15 protein-coding genes and 2 pseudogenes are annotated in these 18136 nt (G+C 72.2%); 8 read left to right on the top strand and 9 right to left on the bottom strand.

Annotated elements, in window-relative coordinates; all coding sequences use genetic code 11:
* Nucleotides 1–66: 66 nt before the first annotated feature.
* From ACRAWC_RS05885 to mtrA, 4 genes are all read right to left on the bottom strand, one after another.
* Complete coding sequence (locus tag ACRAWC_RS05885) at nt 67–750, bottom strand: ComF family protein (RefSeq protein ID WP_431346913.1); 684 nt, start codon at nt 748–750, stop codon at nt 67–69.
* A gap of 143 nt (nt 751–893) precedes the next feature.
* Nucleotides 894–2588, bottom strand: coding sequence for an LpqB family beta-propeller domain-containing protein (locus ACRAWC_RS05890; RefSeq protein ID WP_431346914.1), 1695 nt, complete (start codon nt 2586–2588; stop codon nt 894–896).
* Nucleotides 2585–4279 carry an MtrAB system histidine kinase MtrB gene (mtrB, locus tag ACRAWC_RS05895; RefSeq protein ID WP_431346915.1) on the bottom strand — a complete coding sequence of 565 codons (1695 nt, stop codon included), beginning with the start codon at nt 4277–4279 and terminating at the stop codon, nt 2585–2587. The genes ACRAWC_RS05890 and mtrB overlap by 4 nt, the downstream gene beginning before the upstream one ends.
* A 13-nt stretch (nt 4280–4292) precedes the next feature.
* On the bottom strand, nt 4293–4976 hold the full coding sequence (gene mtrA / locus ACRAWC_RS05900; RefSeq protein WP_345836715.1) for an MtrAB system response regulator MtrA: 684 nt from the start codon (nt 4974–4976) through the stop codon (nt 4293–4295).
* 229 nt (nt 4977–5205) lie between these two features.
* Between mtrA and ACRAWC_RS05905 the strand changes: the two genes are divergently transcribed.
* The 5 genes and pseudogenes from ACRAWC_RS05905 (at nt 5206) to ACRAWC_RS05925 (ending at nt 10906) form a co-directional block, all read left to right on the top strand.
* On the top strand, nt 5206–6570 hold the full coding sequence (locus tag ACRAWC_RS05905) for a hypothetical protein (protein WP_431346916.1): 1365 nt from the start codon (nt 5206–5208) through the stop codon (nt 6568–6570).
* Nucleotides 6571–6584: 14 nt separating this feature from the next.
* The gene (locus ACRAWC_RS05910) at nt 6585–7238 is read left to right on the top strand and encodes a DUF4129 domain-containing protein (RefSeq protein WP_431346917.1); all 654 of its coding nucleotides are present in this window, start codon (nt 6585–6587) and stop codon (nt 7236–7238) included.
* Nucleotides 7239–7266: 28 nt separating this feature from the next.
* Complete coding sequence (locus ACRAWC_RS05915) at nt 7267–8544, top strand: DUF4350 domain-containing protein (protein ID WP_431346918.1); 1278 nt, start codon at nt 7267–7269, stop codon at nt 8542–8544.
* Nucleotides 8541–9566, top strand: a complete 1026-nt coding sequence (locus ACRAWC_RS05920) for an AAA family ATPase (protein ID WP_431346919.1) — start codon at nt 8541–8543, stop codon at nt 9564–9566. The genes ACRAWC_RS05915 and ACRAWC_RS05920 overlap by 4 nt, the downstream gene beginning before the upstream one ends.
* Nucleotides 9567–9575: 9 nt before the next feature.
* A pseudogene (locus ACRAWC_RS05925) lies at nt 9576–10906 on the top strand (DUF58 domain-containing protein).
* Between the two features lie 123 nt (nt 10907–11029).
* Here the strand turns inward: ACRAWC_RS05925 and ACRAWC_RS05930 are convergent.
* The gene (locus tag ACRAWC_RS05930) at nt 11030–12025 is read right to left on the bottom strand and encodes a stage II sporulation protein M (protein WP_431346920.1); all 996 of its coding nucleotides are present in this window, start codon (nt 12023–12025) and stop codon (nt 11030–11032) included.
* Between the two features lie 17 nt (nt 12026–12042).
* Between ACRAWC_RS05930 and ACRAWC_RS05935 the strand changes: the two genes are divergently transcribed.
* Both ACRAWC_RS05935 and ACRAWC_RS05940 read left to right on the top strand, forming a co-directional pair.
* Nucleotides 12043–12921: an RDD family protein gene (locus ACRAWC_RS05935; RefSeq protein ID WP_431346921.1), complete on the top strand. Its 879-nt coding sequence runs from the start codon at nt 12043–12045 to the stop codon at nt 12919–12921.
* A gap of 32 nt (nt 12922–12953) precedes the next feature.
* Nucleotides 12954–13856, top strand: a complete 903-nt coding sequence (locus tag ACRAWC_RS05940) for a cyclase family protein (protein WP_431346922.1) — start codon at nt 12954–12956, stop codon at nt 13854–13856.
* 17 nt (nt 13857–13873) lie between these two features.
* On the opposite strand, the gene ACRAWC_RS05945 is transcribed toward ACRAWC_RS05940, so the two are convergent.
* From ACRAWC_RS05945 to ACRAWC_RS05960, 4 genes and pseudogenes are all read right to left on the bottom strand, one after another.
* The gene (locus ACRAWC_RS05945) at nt 13874–14425 is read right to left on the bottom strand and encodes a GNAT family N-acetyltransferase (protein WP_431346923.1); all 552 of its coding nucleotides are present in this window, start codon (nt 14423–14425) and stop codon (nt 13874–13876) included.
* Nucleotides 14425–15905, bottom strand: a pseudogene (gene ahcY / locus ACRAWC_RS05950) (adenosylhomocysteinase). The gene ACRAWC_RS05945 and the pseudogene ahcY overlap by 1 nt, the downstream one beginning before the upstream one ends.
* Before the next feature lie 54 nt (nt 15906–15959).
* Nucleotides 15960–17402 carry a phosphomannomutase/phosphoglucomutase gene (locus tag ACRAWC_RS05955; RefSeq protein ID WP_431346924.1) on the bottom strand — a complete coding sequence of 481 codons (1443 nt, stop codon included), beginning with the start codon at nt 17400–17402 and terminating at the stop codon, nt 15960–15962.
* A gap of 9 nt (nt 17403–17411) precedes the next feature.
* Entirely contained in the window at nt 17412–17765 is a 354-nt protein-coding gene (locus tag ACRAWC_RS05960) for a DUF3499 family protein (RefSeq protein ID WP_431346925.1), read from the bottom strand.
* Here ACRAWC_RS05960 and ACRAWC_RS05965 point away from each other — a divergent pair.
* Nucleotides 17667–18110 carry a metallopeptidase family protein gene (locus ACRAWC_RS05965; RefSeq protein WP_431346926.1) on the top strand — a complete coding sequence of 148 codons (444 nt, stop codon included), beginning with the start codon at nt 17667–17669 and terminating at the stop codon, nt 18108–18110. The genes ACRAWC_RS05960 and ACRAWC_RS05965 overlap by 99 nt on opposite strands.
* Nucleotides 18111–18136: the final 26 nt, after the last annotated feature.

The raw sequence follows: 18136 nt of genomic DNA on the forward strand, positions 1-18136 counted from the left end.
CGTGATCAGTGGGTGAATTCCACGATTCCGCCGAACGTCCGCCGGATGATGCCGCACGCGGCCTGGTCATCGTCGCCGGCGCGGCGTGCGCGCGATGGCGGCGGCGCCGCGCACGGTGCCGCCGGCCGCCCGGATCGCGCGCGCGGCCTCCGCGATCGTGGCACCGCTCGTCACGATGTCGTCGACGATCACGCAACTCCGGTCGCACACCCGCCGGGACGCGACCATGCTGTCGGCACGGTTCTCCGCGCGCTGGGCGCTCCCGAGCGCCGCCTGGTCGGCGGTCTGCCGTGTGAGCCGGAGGGCGTGCCAGAGCGGAGGTGCGAGAGCCCGGGTGCGCGCGAGCACCATTCCCGTCGGGTGGTAGCCGCGCCGCCGCCACGCGGCGCGCGTCGACGGGATCAGGACGGGGACGGCGCTGCGGCCGCGCGTGCCGGCCGCCGCGGCGAGCGCCGGGGCCAGGGCGCCGGCCAGGGCGCGGGCCGCGTCCACCCGCCCACCGTCCTTGTAGGCCAGAAGCACGATGCGCGGCAGGTCGTCGTAATCGAGCGCCGACCACACGGCGACGCCGCGCACGGTGTGTCGTCGCACCTCGGGGGCGAGAGCGTGCGTGCAGTCGACGCAGAGCGAGCGGTCGGGCGCAGCGCATCCCGCGCAGCTCACCGGGAGCAGCACGGCGGCGGCGTCGAGGACCGCCTCGCGGATGGTCGAGCGGACATCGGGGCGGAGAGAGGCGTTGCTGATCGTCATGGCTCCAGCCTCGCCGCGGCCGCTCATGATCGGGCATCGACGACGGGATCCGTGGAGAAGTCGTCGACGGCCGCCCCCTGTGGAGGACAGCTGTGGAGGACAGCTCTGGAGGACAGCTCTGGAGGACAGCTCGGCGCGACCGGTCAGGGCTGCCCGAGCTGCACTGCGACCGCGCCCACCTTGTCCGCCTGCGTCTGCCACCCGCTCCCGGTGGGCGCCTGCAGCGTCCCGTCGCCCGCGAGCACCAGGTAGCGCGACAGGCCTCCGGCGCCCACGATCGTCCGCCCGGACGCCGGCCCCGTCGTGGTGGACGTCGTGCCCCCGATGGTCTGCTCGGCGACCCCGGTCGCGTCGCCGTTGGTCGCGCTGAGCACCACGACCGTGAGTTCGCCCGTCCACGCGATCGAGGTCGGGACGCCGTCGCCGACCGTGAGTTCGATCGGCGTCGTGATGGACGTCGGGAGGCCGTCCGATCCGCGGACCACGCCCGCTGCGAGCACCGAGTAGCCGGTCGCCGTGCGCACGATCGCCACGACCCGGGTCCCGTCCCGGGAGACGGCGAGCGCGATGATGCCGACCGCGCCGGGCCAGTCCACCTTCACGGTGTGCGGCTGCCCGTTCGCTCCCGCGACCTGAAGCGCGTCGGGGGACGTCGCGGGCACGCTCCACAACCAGCCCTGGTTGTCCAGCGCAGGCGCGATCAACCCCGGGCGGGCGTCCACGTGCACCGGGTCGCCGGTCTTCCGCACGAGCACGGCGGCTCCGCGCGACAGCACCGCGACCTCGTCGCGCGCGGCATTCACCGTCGCGGCCGAGGGCGCCAAGGCCACCACCTTGTCGCTCAGCCCGCTCAGCGGGGTGATGGTCGAGCCGTTGAGGAGGCCGAACGACTCCCCGCGGTAGACCACGGCGTGCGAGTCGACGGGCGGGTCCTGCTGCGGCACCGACCCGTCGGGCAGCGGCGGCACCTGCTGCTGGTTCCCCTCGATGGAGAGCTGGACCGACGACGCCAGCGACCCGAGGCTCTGCTCGAGCTGGAGCTGCATCCTCTGCAGCTGGAGCTGGTTCGCCTGACTCGCCTCCGAGCTGAGGTCGACGTGCGCCGCCCCGTTCGATGTCGTCACGGCGGGGACCGCGAGCTGCGTGCCCTGGGGGAAGGCGCTGATCACGGCTCCGCTGAGCCACTTGGCCGGCCCTGCGAGGACGGCGCTCGCCACGCGCGTCGCCGCCGTCGCGACGCGGGCGGGGAACCAGCGGGCGTCCGGCACCAGAGACGAGAAGTCCGCGTTGTAGAAGTAGAGCGTCTGCTGGCTGTAGACGGCACGGAAGGTCGGGTCGTCGATGACGACGCCGGAGGGCGCCACGGAGATCCGCCATTGCCCGTCCTCCTTGGCCACCTCGTAGCTGAGCCCGACCGGGGCCTTGCTCGCCACCGGATGGTAGGTCCCGGCGCTGTCCACGTTGGCGACCGGGCTGACGTCGACCGACCACTGGTTGCCGCTGTGGTCGAAGGTGCGGCTGCGGCCGTCGTCCACCGTGACCGACTCGTCCGGGTTCCAGGAGGCCGCCGTCGACCGGGTGAGGTACTCCCGGGCGATCGCGAAGTTGTTCTTCGGACTGGAGGCCGCGTCGATGAAACCCTGCACGATCCGCTGCGGCGTAGCGCCGTTCTCGGGCGGCGACGGGTTGAAGTCGAGGTCGAGCTGGTCGTTGACCTGCGCGACAGGGCCGCCCTGCCGCACAGGGCCGCTGTCGGGGATGCTGGCGCACGCCGCGAGCACCAGCGCGAGCACCAGTGCGGCGGCGACGCCGAGTCCGCGGGATGTCCTCCGGATCATGCGCGCGCCTCGCTTCCGGGTCGCGGCGCCGGATCGAGATTCCCGGCCCCTCGGTCGAGCGCGCCGGTGTCGTCCGCCGCCGACGCCTCGGGGCGCGCCGGCTTCGTGCCGGCGTCGACGGGCGGCAGCGGGAGCGGCGAGGCGGTGATGCCCTTGCCCGTGGATCGCGGCAGGGTGAGCCGGAAGCACGACCCCTGCCCGGGCATCGACCAGACCTGCAGCCAGCCGGAGTGGAGGGTGGCGTCCTCCAGAGAGATGGCGAGGCCGAGTCCGGTGCCGCCGAGCGTGCGCTTGCGGGACGGGTCGGCGCGCCAGAACCGGTCGAAGACGTGGTTGACGTCCTGCTGGTTCATGCCGATGCCGTAGTCGCGGACCGCGAGCGCGACCGCCGTCTCGTTGCTGTCGACGCTGACCACCACCGGAGCGCCCTCGCCGTGCTCGATCGCGTTGCCGATGAGGTTGCGCACCACGCGGCGGATCCGCCGTGGGTCCATGCCGACGTCGAAGTAGCCGCCGGGGGCCTCCAGCCGGAGTTCCGAGCCGTTCTGCTCGGCGAGCGTGCGCAGCTCGTCGACGACCTCCTCCGCCAGTCGAACCAGGTTGGTGGGCTCGGGGTCGAGGGCGACGGAGCCGGCGTCGTAGCGGCTGATCTCCAGGAGGTCGGAGAGCAGCCGGTCGAACCTTTCGATCTGGGTGTGCAGCAGCTCGGCCGTGCGCGAGGTCGCCGGCGGGAACGAGCCGCGCTGGTCGTAGATCACGTCACCCGCCAGCCGGATGGTGGTCAACGGAGTGCGCAGCTCGTGCGACACGTCCGACACGAAGCGCTGCTGGAGCTGCGACAGGGTCGCGAGCTGGTTGATCTGGCTCTGCATGCTGTCCGCCATCCCATTGAACGAGCGGGCCAGCGACGCGAAGACGTCCTCGCCCTTCTCGGGGATGCGCACCGCGAGGTCGCCGGCGGCGAGCCGTTCGCTGGTCCGCGCGGCGACCCGGATCGGCTCCACGACGAAGCGCACGATCAGCCAGGTGATCGCGCCGATGAGGACGATGAGCGCCAGTCCCGCGAGCAGCAGGGTGTTCTGGACGAACTGCAGGGTGTTCTCCGAGTCGCGCAGGTTGTAACCGATGTAGAGCTCGTAACGGCCGTACGACGGCAGGGTGAGCTGAGTGCCGACGACGATGCCGGGATCAGTGGAGTCCGAGCTCGCCGGCAGCGCGACCGATTGGTAGAACTGCTTGGTCCCGCCGTTCTCGACGGCGGTGCGCAGGCCCTGCGAGATCACCGGGTTGAGCGCGGGGCTGCCGCGGTCGGGCGGGGCGAGGACGCTGGTGTCCTGGCCGGGGACGCGGTAGGCCGCGATCAGCCTGCTCGAGGTCGAGGCCTGCACGGACTGCAGCGTGGAGTTGAGCAGGTTCTTGCCGATGTCGCCGGACGAGATGTCGGACGCGTTGAGCGTCGACTGCGCGGCCGTGGTGGCCCGGCTGGAGTCCCGGAGCGCCTGATCCAGGCGCGACTGGTAGAGGTCGTTGCTGATGCTGAGTGCCATGTAGACGCCGGTGACGAGGATCGCGACGCCGGTCAGGAGCAGCGTGATCGCGACCGTGCGGAGCTGCAGCGAGCGTCTCCAGAGGCGCGCCAGGTCCGACGGCAGTTGCCGCCACCACTGCCTGTCGGGCCACCGGAAGCGCATCGCGGGCTCCCGGTCAGGTCGCGGCGCCGGCGCGGTAGCCGACCCCGCGCACGGTCATGACGATCTTGGGGTTGTCCGGGTCCTGCTCCACCTTGGCGCGCAGACGCTGGACGTGAACGTTCACGAGGCGGGTGTCCGCCTTGTAGTGGTAGCCCCAGACCTGCTCCAGCAGCATCTCGCGGGTGAACACCTGCTGCGGCTTGGAGGCCAGGGCGAGAAGGAGGTCGAACTCGAGCGGGGTGAGCGCGATGCGTCCGTCGCCGCGGCGGACCTCGTGGCCGGCGACGTCGACGACGAGGTCGCCGACGCGGAGCTGCTCGGCGGGCGGGCTGGTCGGGGCGGGGCGCAGCCGGGTGCGGATGCGCGCGACCAGCTCCTTGGGATTGAACGGCTTGACCATGTAGTCGTCGGCCCCGGACTCCAGTCCTTTGACGACGTCGGCGGTGTCGGACTTGGCGGTCAGCATGATGACGGGCGTGCCGGACTCGGCCCGGATGCGGCCGCACACCTCGATGCCGTCGAGGCCGGGCAGCATCAGGTCGAGGAGGACGAGGTCGGGCTTCGCGGCGCGGAAGATGTCGAGCGCCTGGGCGCCGTCCTCGCAGAACACGGGGTCGAATCCCTCGGTGCGGAGCACGATGCCGATCATCTCGGCGAGGGCGGTGTCGTCGTCGACCACCAGGATGCGACTAGTCATGTCCGAAGAATCCCCTGAACCCCTCTCGGGCGGCGCGCGCCGCAGCGTAACGGGACAAGCGTAGTCGAGGAGGCTGCACGAGCCTTGTATGCCGGCCCGATGCGGGCTGTGGGCACGTCGAGACTGGGGAGAACCGGGTTCTCCACGTGCCCTGTGGGCGGGGCATCGCTGGGACGGCGGATGTGCCAGCATGGGAGCACTGCACCAGACGGGGGATGAGAGGCACGGCGTGAGCGACGACCAGAGCTGGCGGGCACCTGGGGAGTCCGGGCAACCGGACGGCCAGGGCACGGGGGCCGACGGCTCCGCGGCCGCGGGGCAGCAGGCGGGTGGGCCTGCGCCGGACCAGCCCCGGTACGGGGAGTACGCGCAGGGGCCGGGGCAGCCGCAGCAGCCTGGCTACCCGCAGCAGCCCGGCTACTCGCAGCAGCCCGGGTACCCGCAGCAGCCCGGCTACCCGCAGTACGACTATCAGGCCTGGCAGCAGCAGGGCTGGCAGCAGCCGTACGACGCCACGGGCGCCCAGCCCGGCTGGGCTCCGCCCCCGAAGCCGGGGCTGATCCCGCTGCGCCCGCTGTCGTTCGGGAACCTGCTCGGCGCGCCGTTCCAGGCGCTGCGCCGCAACCCGAAGATCACCGTCGGCGCGGCCCTCCTGCTCCAAGGTGTCCCCGCCGTCTTCGTCGCCGCGATCCTCTACGGCGGCATCTACCTCCTCTTCTCCCGGATCGAGACGGCGAACGCCGCCGATCGCAGCACCATCACCGCGGGGGCGGTGGGCGGCAGCATCGTGCTCGGAGTGCTGGTCATCGTCATCTCCGGGATCTTCGGCGCGCTGCTCCAGGGCGTCATCGTCGCCGAGGTGTCGCGTGAGACGCTCGGCGAGAAGCTGAACCTGCGCACGCTGTGGCGGCTCATCCGCCCCCGGTTCGGCGCGCTGGTGGGCTGGACGTTCCTGTGGTCGCTGTTCTGGCTGGTCGCGCTCGCACTGGTGGTCTCCATCATCATCGCCCTCGCGATGCTGGGCGGCACGGCCGGCGTGGTGGGCGCTGTCCTCGTGGGGATCGGCGGGAGCCTCGGCCTGCTGGCCGTCTTCGTCTGGCTCTACACCAAGCTCTCGATCGTGCCGAGCGCGCTCGTCATCGAGCGTCTGCCGTTCCGCTCCGCCATCGCGCGCTCCTGGCGGCTCACGTCGGGCTACTTCTGGCGCACGTTCGGCGTGCTCGTCCTGATCTGGCTGATCATCTGGGCCGTGACCCAGGTCATCTCCTTCCCGTTCGCGATCATCGGCGGCATGCTGGGCGGCATCTTCGCGCCGACCTCGCTCAGCTCGACAGACCCGAACTCGTACGGTCAGGTCCTGATCGGCCAGCTCGGAGTCAACAGCCTGTCGGCGATAGTCGGCGCGATCGTGGGCGCCATCGGAAGCGTCGTGCAGTGGGGAGCCGTCAGCCTGATCTACATCGACCTGCGGATGCGCAAGGAGGGCCTCGACCTGGAGCTGGTGCGCTTCGTGGAGGCCCGGCAGACCGGTCAGGAACTGCCGGACCCGTTCACGCAGCCCGCGCCGAGCACCTCCGCCCCGAACGCGGCCTGACCGGGCGCCTGAGCGTGCGCTTCGACATCCCGGTCGATCCGAGCTCGCCGCAGGCGCAGGACTGGATCCGCACCGAGCTCGCCAAGCCGGAGTACCAGACCGCGAAGCCGACCTGGTTCGACATCGCCTCCAAGGCGGTGCAGGACTGGATCGCGTCGCTGCTCAACGGTCCGACCGGGGACGCCGGTCCGGTGCTCCTCGTCGTGGTCGTGCTGATCGTCGCGGCCATCATCGTGGTCGCGTTCATCGTGTTCGGCCGGCCCCGGGTGAACCGGCGGGCGGCGTCCGCCCCGCGCGCGCTGTTCGGCGCCGGCGACGCCCGCTCGGCGGACGAGCTGCGCCGTTCGGCGGCGGAGGCCGCCCGCGCCGAGGACTGGCCGCTCGCGATCGAGGAGCAGTTCCGCGCCGTCGCGGCCGCGCTCGACGAGCGCACCCTCGTGGAGGTCCGTCCCGGCACCACCGCGACCGAGTTCGCCGCCCAGGCCTCGCGGGCCGCGCCCGCGGAGGCGGCCGAGCTGCGTCAGGCCGCCCGGACCTTCGACGAGGTCCGCTATCTCGACCGGCCCGGCTCCGAGGCCGGCTATCAGCACCTCCTCGACCTCGACGGGCGGCTCCAGCGGGTGCGTCCGGCCCAGGAGGCCCAGAGCGTGACCGGAATCCTCGCATGACGAGCACCGGCATGACCGGAACACTGACATGACCGGAACACTGGCACCCGAAGCCGAACGCCCGTCCGCGCCGGACGCCGGCGCTGCGGACGCGCCCGCCGTCTCCCCCACGGTCCGTCGCACCGCGCGCCGCGCCGTCCCGTGGATCGTCCTCGCGGTCATCGCTGTGATCGTCGGGCTGGGCGGGGTGCTTCTGAACGGCGGCGGAAGCATCGGCGGCGACCCGATGAGCGCCACCAACCCGGGCCCGGTCGGCGGCAAGGCCCTCGCGCAGGTGGTCGGCCGGCAGGGCGTGACCGTGCGAACCGCGGGCACGCTCGACGAGGTCCGCGCCGCCGCGGGAGACGACACCACCGTGCTCGTCTACGACCCGGCGGGCAACCTGGATCGGCAGGGCTACGACCAGCTCAGCTCGATCGCGAGCACCATCGTGCTGGTGGAGCCCGACTTCGCTGCGCTGCAGGCCCTCGCCCCCGGCGTGCACGCGGCGGGCGACACCGGCTCCACGGCCGCCGCCGGCTGCGACCTCCCCGTCGCCCGGCGTGCCGTGCAGATCGACCCGCGTCCCACCGCCAACACGAAGGACATCGCGTCACCGGGCAGCTTCCGGGTCACCGGCGACGCGACCGCGTGCTTCGTGGCGTCCGGAGGCCGCGCCTCCCTGGTGCGCACGACCTACGACGGCCGCACCGTCTACCTGCTCGGATCGGCCGCCACCCTCATGAACGACGGCGTCGACCGACTCGGCAACGCCGCCCTCGGCCTCGGCCTCCTCGGCGAGCACCGCACGCTGGTCTGGTACCTGCCCGGCCTGCTCGACCGACCGGTCACCGGGCCGCCCGACCTCGCGACGCTGACTCCAGGCTGGGTGACGCCGGTCCTCCTGCTCCTGACGCTGGTGTTCGCCGCCGCCGCCGTCTGGCGCGGCCGCCGCTTCGGGCCGCTGGTGGTCGAGCATCTCCCCGTCGTCGTGCGCGCAAGCGAGACCCGGGAGGGCCGCGCCCGCCTCTACCAGCGGGCGTCCGCACGGCTCCGCGCCGCCGACGCGCTACGGATCGGGGCGATCGGCCGGCTGGCCGTCCAGGTCGGCCTCCCGCGCGTGGCCACCACCGAGGAGGTCGCCGACGCCGTCGCCGCGATCACCGGCCGCGACCTCGGCGGCATCCTCTCCCTGCTCCTGGAACAGCGTCCGGACAGCGACCGGGAGCTCGTCGAGCTCTCCGACCGGCTGGCCGAGCTCGAACGCGCGACGGCCGACGCCGTCTCGCCGCATACTCCGCGAACGACCGGAAGAATGGAACCATGACCGACCTCACGACCGGCTCCCACTCGGCCTCGGCAGCACCGGACGGCGCCACCGCGCCGTCCTCGCCCGGCTCCTCCGACCTGCGGCACGCGCTCGCACGCGTGCGCGCCGAGGTCGGCAAGGCCGTCGTCGGCCAGGACGGCGCGGTCACCGGCCTGATCATCGCGCTTCTCGCCCGCGGCCATGTCCTCCTGGAGGGCGTGCCCGGCGTCGCCAAGACCCTGCTCGTGCGCGCGCTCAGCGAGGCGCTGAGCCTGTCGACCACGCGCATCCAGTTCACTCCCGACCTGATGCCGGGCGACGTCACCGGCTCGCTCGTCTACGACGCGCAGACCGGCGGGTTCGTGTTCCGCGAGGGCCCGGTGTTCACCAACATCCTGCTGGCGGACGAGATCAACCGCACGCCGCCGAAAACCCAGTCGGCGCTGCTGGAGGCGATGGAGGAGCGTCAGGTCAGCGTCGACGGTGTGAGCCGGCGGCTCCCGGACCCGTTCATCGTCGCGGCCACCCAGAACCCGATCGAGTACGAGGGAACCTACACCCTGCCGGAAGCCCAGCTCGACCGGTTCCTGCTCAAGCTCACGCTCGACGTTCCGGAGCGCGAGGCCGAGGTGGAGGTGCTGCGCCGGCACGCGGCCGGGTTCAACCCGCGCGACCTCGCCGGGGCGGGCGTGACACCCGTGCTCGACGCCCGGCAGCTCGAATCCGCGCGGGCGGCCGCCGCAGCGGTGGGGGCCAACCCGGATGTGCTCGCCTACATCGTCGACCTGGCCCGCGCCACCCGGCGCAGCCCCTCGGTGCGCCTCGGCGTCAGCCCGCGCGGCACGACTGCTCTGCTCGCCGCCGCGAAGGCCTGGGCCTGGCTGTCGGGCTACGACTCGATCACGCCCGACCACGTCCAGGCGATGCTCGTGCCGGTCTGGCGGCACCGCATCCAGCTCCGTCCCGAGGCGGAGCTGGAGGGCGTGGGCGCCGACGCCGTGCTGCGCTCGATCGTGCAGCAGGTCCAGGTCCCGATCTAGGCCCCGACGATGACCGTGTCCGGACGTTTCGTCGCCCTGCTCGCGCTCGGCGCCGTCCCCGTCGTGCTGCTCGGCGGCGCGGCGGGACCCGCCTACGCCGCGCTCGGCGGCTGGGTGCTGCTGTGCCTGGTGCTCGGGTCGATCGACCTCGCGCTGGCGGCCTCCCCGCGCCGGCTGCGGATGAGCAGGGAGCTGCCGGCGCGCGTCCGCCTGGGTGCGGAAGCCGCCGGCGAGCTCTTCGTCACGAACACCGGAACGAGGACGCTGCGCGGCGTACTGCGCGACGCGTGGGAGCCGTCTGCCGGCGCCGAGCCGACGCGAACCGCGATCAGCATCCCACCGGGCGAGCGCCGGCGGATCGTCGTGTCGCTGACACCGTGGCGGCGCGGCGAGCGCCGGGTGGAGCAGGTCACCGTGCGCGCCTTGGGCCCGCTGGGCCTCTGGGCGCGGCAGGCCACGCTGTCCGCTCCCGGCCGCATCCGCGTGCTGCCGCCGTTCAACGCCCGCAAGCACCTGCCGTCCCGGCTGGCGCGGCTCCGCGAGCTGGACGGCACCACGAGCGTGATGCTGCGCGGCCAGGGCACGGAGTTCGACTCGCTGCGCGAGTACGTGAGGGGGACGACGTGCGGTCGATCGACTGGCGGGCGACCGCCCGGCGGCACGACCCGACCGGAGGCCGCGGGGCGCGGGTGATGGTCCGCACCTGGCGGCCGGAGCGCGATCGTCGCGTGGTGCTGGTGATCGACACCGCCCGCACTTCGGCGGCGCGGATCGCGGACGAGCCGCGCATCGACACCGCGTTCGAGGCGTCGCTGCTGCTGGCCGCGCTCGCCTCCCGGGCGGGCGACCGCGTCGATCTGCTGGCGTTCGACCGCGTCGTCCGCGGCCGCGTGCAGGCGGCGGCCGGGTCCGAACTCCTCTCCCGCATGGTGGACACGATGGCGGGCATCGAACCCGCGCTGATCGAGATGGACTGGTCGGCGGTGCCGGCTCAGGTCGGCACGCTCACCAGCCAGCGTTCGCTCGTCGTCCTGCTGACGTCGCTCGACGCGCCGGGAGGCTCGCGCGGCCTCCTCTCGGTGCTGCCGCAGCTCACCCGCAAGCACCTCGTGCTGGTGGCGAGCGTGACCGACCCGGACACGGAGGCCGCGACGACGCAGCGTGGGCGCCGGGAGGACGTCTACCGGGCGGCCGCCGCGGAACGGGCGCTGCTCGACGTGGCCCGTGTGTCGGCCGCGGTGCGCCGCCTGGGCGGCGAGGTGGTCACGGGGTCCCCCGCCGACCTCCCGCCGGCCCTCGCCGACCGCTACCTCGCGCTGAAGGCCGCCGGTCGGCTCTGAGCACGGCCCGCGCATTCGTGCCGAATCTCGGCACTGTCCGGAGCGCACATTCGTGACGAATGTGCGTAATGGCGGCGCGAAAAGGGACATTCGTGACGAATGTCGGGCGCGCCGCGGGGCTGCTCAGCCGGCGACGACGCGGCGGTCGCCCGCCTCGAAGGCGGTGAGGTCGCCGGTCTCGCCCGCGCGCACCGCCCGGCGGCCGACGAACAGCATGTAGAAGAGGTACGCCGCGAGCGCGAGCGCGCCGATGGCGATTTTCAGCCACACCGGCAGCGCGGACGGCGTCACGAAGCCCTCGATCAGGCCAGAGACGAACAGGCTGATCACGCAGCCGATCGCGATCGTGAACAGCGCCCGGCCGTCCTCGGCGAGCGCCTGCCCGCGGGTGCGAGCGCCCGGCGCGATCCACGCCCAGAAGATCCGCAGTCCCGCGGCGGCGGCGACGAAAACGCTGGTGAGCTCCAGGAGGCCGTGGGGCAGGATGTACGAGAACAGCACGTCCCCGCGCCCGTAGGCGAACATGACGCCCGCCGCCGTGCCGATCCCGACCGCGTTCTGGATGAGCACGTACGGCACCCACAGGCCGGTGATCCCGAACGCGATGCACTGCGCGGCGATCCAGGCGTTGTTCGTCCACACCTGCCCCGCGAAGGAGGCCGCGGGGTTGTTCGAGTAGTAGTCGACGAACGAGTGGTTCACGTACTGCTTCAGGTCGGCGTCGTCGCCGAGGTTGCGCAGCACCTCCGGGTTGCCGGTGATCCACAGCGCATACAGCGTGGACACGATCACCGTGCCGACCGCCACGGCCAGCACGATCAACCGGACTCGGTAGAGGGCCGCGGGGAGCTGCAGGGCGAAGAAGCGAGGGATCTGCGAGAACAGGTTCGAGCCGGCGCCCGTGAAGCGCAGCCGCGCCGAGGCGAGCGTCACCGAGAGCCGGTCCCCCACTGCGGTCGAGCCCGCGCTGGTCTGGATGGCCGACAGATCGGCCGCGCCGGACTGATACAGGTCGATCAACTCGTCGGCATCGCGGCCGTCCAAGCGTCGGCGGCGGGCCAGCCGGGAGAGCCTCTCCCAGTCGGCGCTGTGCGCGGCAGTGTATGCGTCGAGATCCATCTGCTTGAATGATAGCCATGACGGCATCCGCGCCCCTCCTCCCGGGTGGGGGCCTTTCCACGGCGGGCCTCCCGACCGGGGCCGCAGCGGCCGAGCGCGAGCTGGTCACGGGCGAGGCGGTCACCCTGGATGTCAAGCCCGCGAGTTACATCCTCCGTGCGGCAGGGACGATCATCGACTGGCTGTTCTCGATGCTCGTCATGCTCGGGCTGATCCTGCTCCTGGTGGGCACCGGCGGCGGACTCGACCAGGCGCTGGTGCGCGCGCTGGTCATCCTCGTCCTGGTGTTCGGGACGGTGGTCCTGCCGACCGGGATGGAGCTGCTGACCCGCGGCCGCTCGCTCGGCAGGCTGGCGGTCGGCGCCCGCATCGTGCGCGACGACGGCGGCGCGATCGGCTTCCGGCACGCGTTCATCCGCGCTCTCGCCGGTGTGCTCGAGATCTACCTGAGCTTCGGCGGGATCGCGGCCTTGACCGGCCTGCTCAACTCCCGCTCCAAGCGCCTCGGCGACCTGCTGGCGGGCACCTACAGCCAGCTCGAGCGCGTCCCGCAGCCGCAGCCGCTCCCGCTGTACCTGCCGCCGCAGCTTGCCGGCTGGGCGCTCAACGCGGACGTCGGGAGGCTGCCCGACCGGCTGTCGCGGCGGATCGCGCAGTTCGTGCGGCAGGCCCCGCAGCTCACCGCCGCCGCCCGGTACGGGCTGAGCACCGAGCTCGCCCGCGAGGCGGCGCCGTACGTGTCGCCGCTGCCGCAGGTCGACGCCGAGGCGTTCCTGGTCGCGGTCGCCGTGCTCCGCCGCCAGCGGGACGCCGCCGGCCTGGCGTTGGAGGCCGAGCGGCTTCAGCGCCTGGAACCGGTGCTCGACGCGCTGCCGCACTCCTTCCCGGACCGCTGATCCGGCCGATCCCGCACACCCCAGGAGCGCCGATGACCGAGTACCGTGCCCACTTCGACGCGAGCGTGTCGTTCGCCAACGGCGGCAGCCTGGCCGCGGAGGGGTTCCGGCTGGACGTGCCCTCGGAGTCGGTCGGCGAGACGGAGGTCGCCGAGCTCTTCGTCCGTCACCTCGGCCTGGCGCTCGTGGGAGCCGTCGAGCTGCGGGACCTGCGGATCGTGGCCGAGCCGCACCGCGGCAGCCGCGGAATGGAGGCGACGCCGTCGGACGCGACGTCGCGCCGCGTCGTCGACCTCAGCCACACCATCCGCGCCGGGCTGGTCACCTACCCGGGCCTCCCGGAGCCGGTCATCACCCCGCACCTCACCCGCGAGACGTCGCGCGAGCGCTACGCCCCCGGCACCGAGTTCGCGATGGACGTGATCACCATGATCGGCAACACGGGCACCTACCTCGATAGTCCGTATCACCGCTACGCGGACGGCGGCGACCTCGCCTCGCTCGACCTGGCGACCCTGGTCGGGCTGCCCGCCGAGGTCTTCCATCTGGTGGACGCCGCCGAGCGCGGCATCCCGGCCTCGGTGTTCTTCGACCGGGACCTGGCCGGCACGGCCGTACTGCTGCACACCGGCTGGGACACCCGCTTCGGGACGCCCGCCTACGCGTCGGGGGCGCCTTACCTCACGGAGGCCGGCGCCCGGCACCTGGCCGACGCGGGCGTGACGCTCGTGGGCATCGACTCGCTCAACATCGATGACACCGAAAGCGGCGGCTCGCGCCCGGCGCACAGCATCCTGCTGGCGCACGGCATCCACGTGGTCGAGCACCTGACCCGGCTGGGCGACCTGCCGGCCCGCGGCGCGCGCTTCACGGCGGCGCCGCCGGCGGTCGAGGGGTTCGGGACGTTCCCGGTGCGGGCGTTCGCGGAGGTGTGACGCTCCGCGGCACCGGGTCAGTCGTGCAGGATCTTCTGGAACAGGACGTGGTCCTGCCAGCGCCCGGCGATCTTCAGGTAGTTCGGTGCGACGCCGATCCGCTCGAAGCCGGCTCGGGTGAGCACCGACTGGGAGGCGTGGTTGGCCAGCAGCGTCGCCGCCTGCACCCGGTGCAGGGCGTAATCGTCGCGGGCGGCGTCGAGCAGCACCGACAGTGCCACCGACGCCAGGCCGCGACCGGTGTGGCCGCGGTCGAGCCAGTAGCCGACCATCGCGCTCTGGAAGGCGCCCCGGACGATGTTGCTGAGGTCCATGCCTCCGGCGATCTCGTCGCCGTCCACGATCACGAGCGGAACGGCGGTCTCCAGCGACCGGAGCGCCAGCAGCTCCAGCGTGCGGGTGCGCTGGCCCGCCTCGGTGAAGAACTCCTCCGAGCGCGTCGGGTCCCAGGGGGCCAGGTGGCCGCGGTTGCGGAGGTAGGCGGCGGCGAGCGCCGCGGCGTCCTCCTCCCGGCGCAGGCGCAGGAGCAGGCCGCCGGGGAGCTCCCGGTCTGCGAAGTCGAGCGCCATCAGTAGCGGTAGTGGTCGACTTTGTAGGGGCCCTCGACCGGCACGCCGATGTAGGCGGCCTGCTCGTCCGTGAGGGTGGTGAGCTGCACGCCGAGCGCGGCCAGGTGGAGGCGGGCGACCTTCTCGTCCAGGTGCTTCGGCAGCACGTAGACGCCGATCGGGTAGTTCTCGGTCGAGACGAAGAGCTCGAGCTGGGCGAGCACCTGGTTGGCGAACGAATTGCTCATCACGAAGCTCGGGTGGCCGGTGGCGTTGCCGAGGTTCATCAGGCGGCCCTCGGACAGCACCAGGACGCTGCGGCCGTTCGGCAGCCGCCACTCGTGCACCTGCGGTTTGATCTCCACCTTCTCGGCGCCGGGCAGCGCCTCCAGCGAGGCCATGTCGATCTCATTGTCGAAGTGGCCGACGTTCGCGACGATGGCGAGGTGCTTCATCGCGAGGATGTGGTCGAGGGTCACGACGTTGAGGTTGCCCGTGCCGGTGATGACGATGTCGACCTGGTCGACGACGGACTCCAGCGTGGTCACTTGGAAACCGTCCATCGCCGCCTGGAGGGCGTTGATCGGGTCGACCTCGCTGACGATGACCCGGGCGCCCTGGCCCCGCAGAGCCTCCGCGGCGCCCTTTCCACGTCGCCGTAGCCGGCGACGAACACGACCTTGCCGCCCATGAGCACGTCCGTCGCACGGTTGAGGCCGTCCGGCAGCGAGTGGCGGATGCCGTATTTGTTGTCGAACTTGCTCTTGGTCACCGAGTCGTTGACGTTGATGGCCGGGAACAGCAGCTCGCCGTGCTTGGCGAGATCGTAGAGGCGGTGGACGCCGGTGGTGGTCTCCTCGGTGACGCCGAGGATGCCGTCCGCGATGCGCGTCCAGCGGTCGGGCGAGGTGGCGAGGGAGGCGCGCAGCGCGGCGAGGATGACGCGGTACTCGTGGCTGTCACCCTCGGCGTCGGCGGGCACGGCGCCGGCGAGCTCGAACTCGCGGCCCTTGTGGACCAGCAGGGTGGCGTCGCCGCCGTCGTCGAGGATGAGGTTGGGGCCGGCCCAGTCGGCTCCGGCTGCCGCGGCCTCCGCGCTCCAGTCGAAGATCTGCTGGGTGCACCACCAGTACTCGTCCAGCGTCTCGCCCTTCCACGCGAACACCGGGACTCCGGCGGGGGCCTCCGGCGTGCCGAGGGGGCCGACAGCGATGGCCGCGGCGGCCTCGTCCTGTGTGGAGAAGATGTTGCAGCTGGCCCAGCGCACCTGCGCGCCGAGGGCCACCAGTGTCTCGATCAGCACCGCGGTCTGCACAGTCATGTGCAGCGAGCCGGCGATGCGAGCGCCCGCGAGCGGCTGGGAGGCGCCGAACTCCTCGCGAAGCGCCATCAGGCCGGGCATCTCGTTCTCGGCGAGCCGGATCTGGTGCCGGCCGGCCTCCGCGAGCGAGAGGTCGGCGACGCGGAACGGCAGGGACGTGTCAGTGACGGCGGAAGGCATGGAGCCATTGTCCCATGCGCTCGTCGTCCCGCCAGCAGGTGGCGGCAGCAGGGACTACTCGGCGCGGATGAGCGCCAGCACCTCGTCGCGGATGCGCGTCATCGTGGGGGCGTCGGCGCCCTCCACGTTGAGGCGCAGCAGCGGCTCGGTGTTGGACGGGCGCACCGAGAACCACCAGAACGGCTCGGTCTCGTCGGTCAGCCCGGTGACCGTGAGGCCGTCCAGCTCGTCGAAGTCGGCGCGGCCGGTGAACGCCTCCACGACCCGCGCGTAGGCGGCAGGGACGTCCTCCACCGTCGAGTTGATCTCGCCGGACTGCGAGTACGGCGTGTACGCCGCCGCCAGCTCGGACAGCGGGCGCTCCTGCGCGCCGAACTCGGCCAGCATGTGCATCGCGGCCAGCATGCCGTTGTCGGCGCTCCAGAAGTCGCGGAAGTAGTAGTGCGCCGAGTGCTCGCCGCCGAAGACCGCTCCGGTCTCGCGCATGGCCGCCTTGATCAGGGAGTGGCCGACGCGCGTACGATACGGCGTCGCCCCTGCGGCTTCGATCGTCTCCGGGACGATGTTGGAGGTGATCAGATTGTGGATGACCGTGATGGGGGCATCCGGGTCCTCCGCGCGGGCCCGGTCGATCTCGCGGAGGGCGACGATCGCGGCCACCGCGGACGGTGACACCGCGGCTCCGGTCTCGTCCACGACGAAGCAGCGGTCCGCGTCGCCGTCGAAGGCGAGGCCGAGGTCGGCGCCGTGCTCCACGACCGCCGCCTGGAGGTCGACCAGGTTGGCCGGCTCCAAAGGGTTCGCCTCGTGGTTCGGGAAGCTGCCGTCGAGCTCGAAGTACAGCGGGACGATCTCGATGGGCAGGGCGGGAAGCCCCGCGGCCTCGCCGAGCACCGCGGGGACGGTCAGTCCGCCCATGCCGTTGCCGGCGTCCACCACGATCCTGATCGGGCGGATGTCGCTCAGGTCGACCAGTCCGCGCAGGTAGGCGGCGTAACCCGCCAGGACGTCCTGCTCGCGGTACGAGCCGGGCTGGGCGACGGGCTCCAGCCCCTCGGCCAGGTAGACGGCCGCGCGGTCGCGGATGGCGGCGAGGCCGGTGTCGAGGCTGAGGCCCTGTGCGCCGGCGCGGGAGAGCTTGATGCCGTTGTAGGTGGCGGGGTTGTGGCTCGCGGTGAACATCGCGGCGGGCGCCTGCAGGGCGCCGGACGCGAAATACGACTCGTCGGTGGAGCACAGCCCGATCGACACGACGTCCGCCCCGCGGGCCTGCGCACCGCGTGCGAAGGCGGCGGCGAACTCCGGCGAGGAGTCGCGCATGTCGTGGCCGACCACGACCTCCGCCCCGGCGGCGCCGATCTCGTCGACGAAGGCCGCGGCGATCGCGGTCACGACCTCGGGGGTCAGTCCGCTGCCGACCAGCCCGCGCACATCGTAGGTCTTGATCACCCGGGAGAGGGCGTCGCGGTAGTCGTCGATCGAGTCAGATGTGTGCACGCGGTCACACTACTTGATCTCGCCGAAGACCTCGTGCCGGACGATCTGCCAGCCCTGCGGCGCCGACAGGCGCTCGGCGTGGATGGCGCACAGATCGTACGAGTGCGGCTCGTGGTTGAGGCTGAGCGGGCCGAGCACAGCCATCGAGTCCGCGTAGACGTACGTCAGCGTCGACACGGCGTCGCGCGGACACGCGACACGGGAACACGGGCGGCTCAACATCGGCCTCAGACTACCGGAGCCCCGCCGACGTAGGATTGCGACATGCCCCGCAACCGCCGCACCAGCAGCAACCCTCCGGCGACCAGCCGGTGGCGCAGCCGTCACGGACGCGGCGCGCGCGGGCCGGTGACCGGGCCGCATCTGCCGATGCTGCAGAACCGCATCGACTTCTTCGACATGACCGTGGCCTCCACCGCCGACTACCTCAAGGGCGTCTGGCCGGACGAGCTGGCGGACGTGCACTTCGAGGTCGCCGCCACGCCGGTCGGCAACACGGGGAGCGACGGTGTGGACCGCTGGTACGTCGACCACGCGCGCCAGCGCGTGGTGCTCTACCGCGTACCCATCCAGCGGCTGACCAAGCTGCACCGGGACGACGACCTGCACCGCCGGATGTACATCGAGGGCTGCGTCTTCCGCGCCGTCGCCGAGCTGCTCGGCAAGGACCCGTGGGACCTCGCTCCCGACCGGTTCCGGCACTTCTGAACAAGCCGCCTGCGCGACCCGGTCTC

Source organism: Leifsonia sp. L25 (assembly GCF_050632895.1).

Bases quoted from the DNA above. Each gene is read 5' to 3' on its own strand.
- ACRAWC_RS05965 (WP_431346926.1), top strand. From the start codon at position 17,667: ATGCCCCGCAACCGCCGCACCAGCAGCAACCCTCCGGCGACCAGCCGG.
- ACRAWC_RS05935 (WP_431346921.1), top strand. From the start codon at position 12,043: ATGACGGCATCCGCGCCCCTCCTCCCGGGTGGGGGCCTTTCCACGGCG.
- ACRAWC_RS05890 (WP_431346914.1), bottom strand. From the start codon at position 2,588: ATGATCCGGAGGACATCCCGCGGACTCGGCGTCGCCGCCGCACTGGTG.
- ACRAWC_RS05915 (WP_431346918.1), top strand. From the start codon at position 7,267: ATGACCGGAACACTGGCACCCGAAGCCGAACGCCCGTCCGCGCCGGAC.
- ACRAWC_RS05960 (WP_431346925.1), bottom strand. From the start codon at position 17,765: ATGCGGCCCGGTCACCGGCCCGCGCGCGCCGCGTCCGTGACGGCTGCG.
- mtrB (WP_431346915.1), bottom strand. From the start codon at position 4,279: ATGCGCTTCCGGTGGCCCGACAGGCAGTGGTGGCGGCAACTGCCGTCG.
- ACRAWC_RS05930 (WP_431346920.1), bottom strand. From the start codon at position 12,025: ATGGATCTCGACGCATACACTGCCGCGCACAGCGCCGACTGGGAGAGG.
- ACRAWC_RS05940 (WP_431346922.1), top strand. From the start codon at position 12,954: ATGACCGAGTACCGTGCCCACTTCGACGCGAGCGTGTCGTTCGCCAAC.
- ACRAWC_RS05885 (WP_431346913.1), bottom strand. From the start codon at position 750: ATGACGATCAGCAACGCCTCTCTCCGCCCCGATGTCCGCTCGACCATC.
- ACRAWC_RS05920 (WP_431346919.1), top strand. From the start codon at position 8,541: ATGACCGACCTCACGACCGGCTCCCACTCGGCCTCGGCAGCACCGGAC.
- mtrA (WP_345836715.1), bottom strand. From the start codon at position 4,976: ATGACTAGTCGCATCCTGGTGGTCGACGACGACACCGCCCTCGCCGAG.
- ACRAWC_RS05945 (WP_431346923.1), bottom strand. From the start codon at position 14,425: ATGGCGCTCGACTTCGCAGACCGGGAGCTCCCCGGCGGCCTGCTCCTG.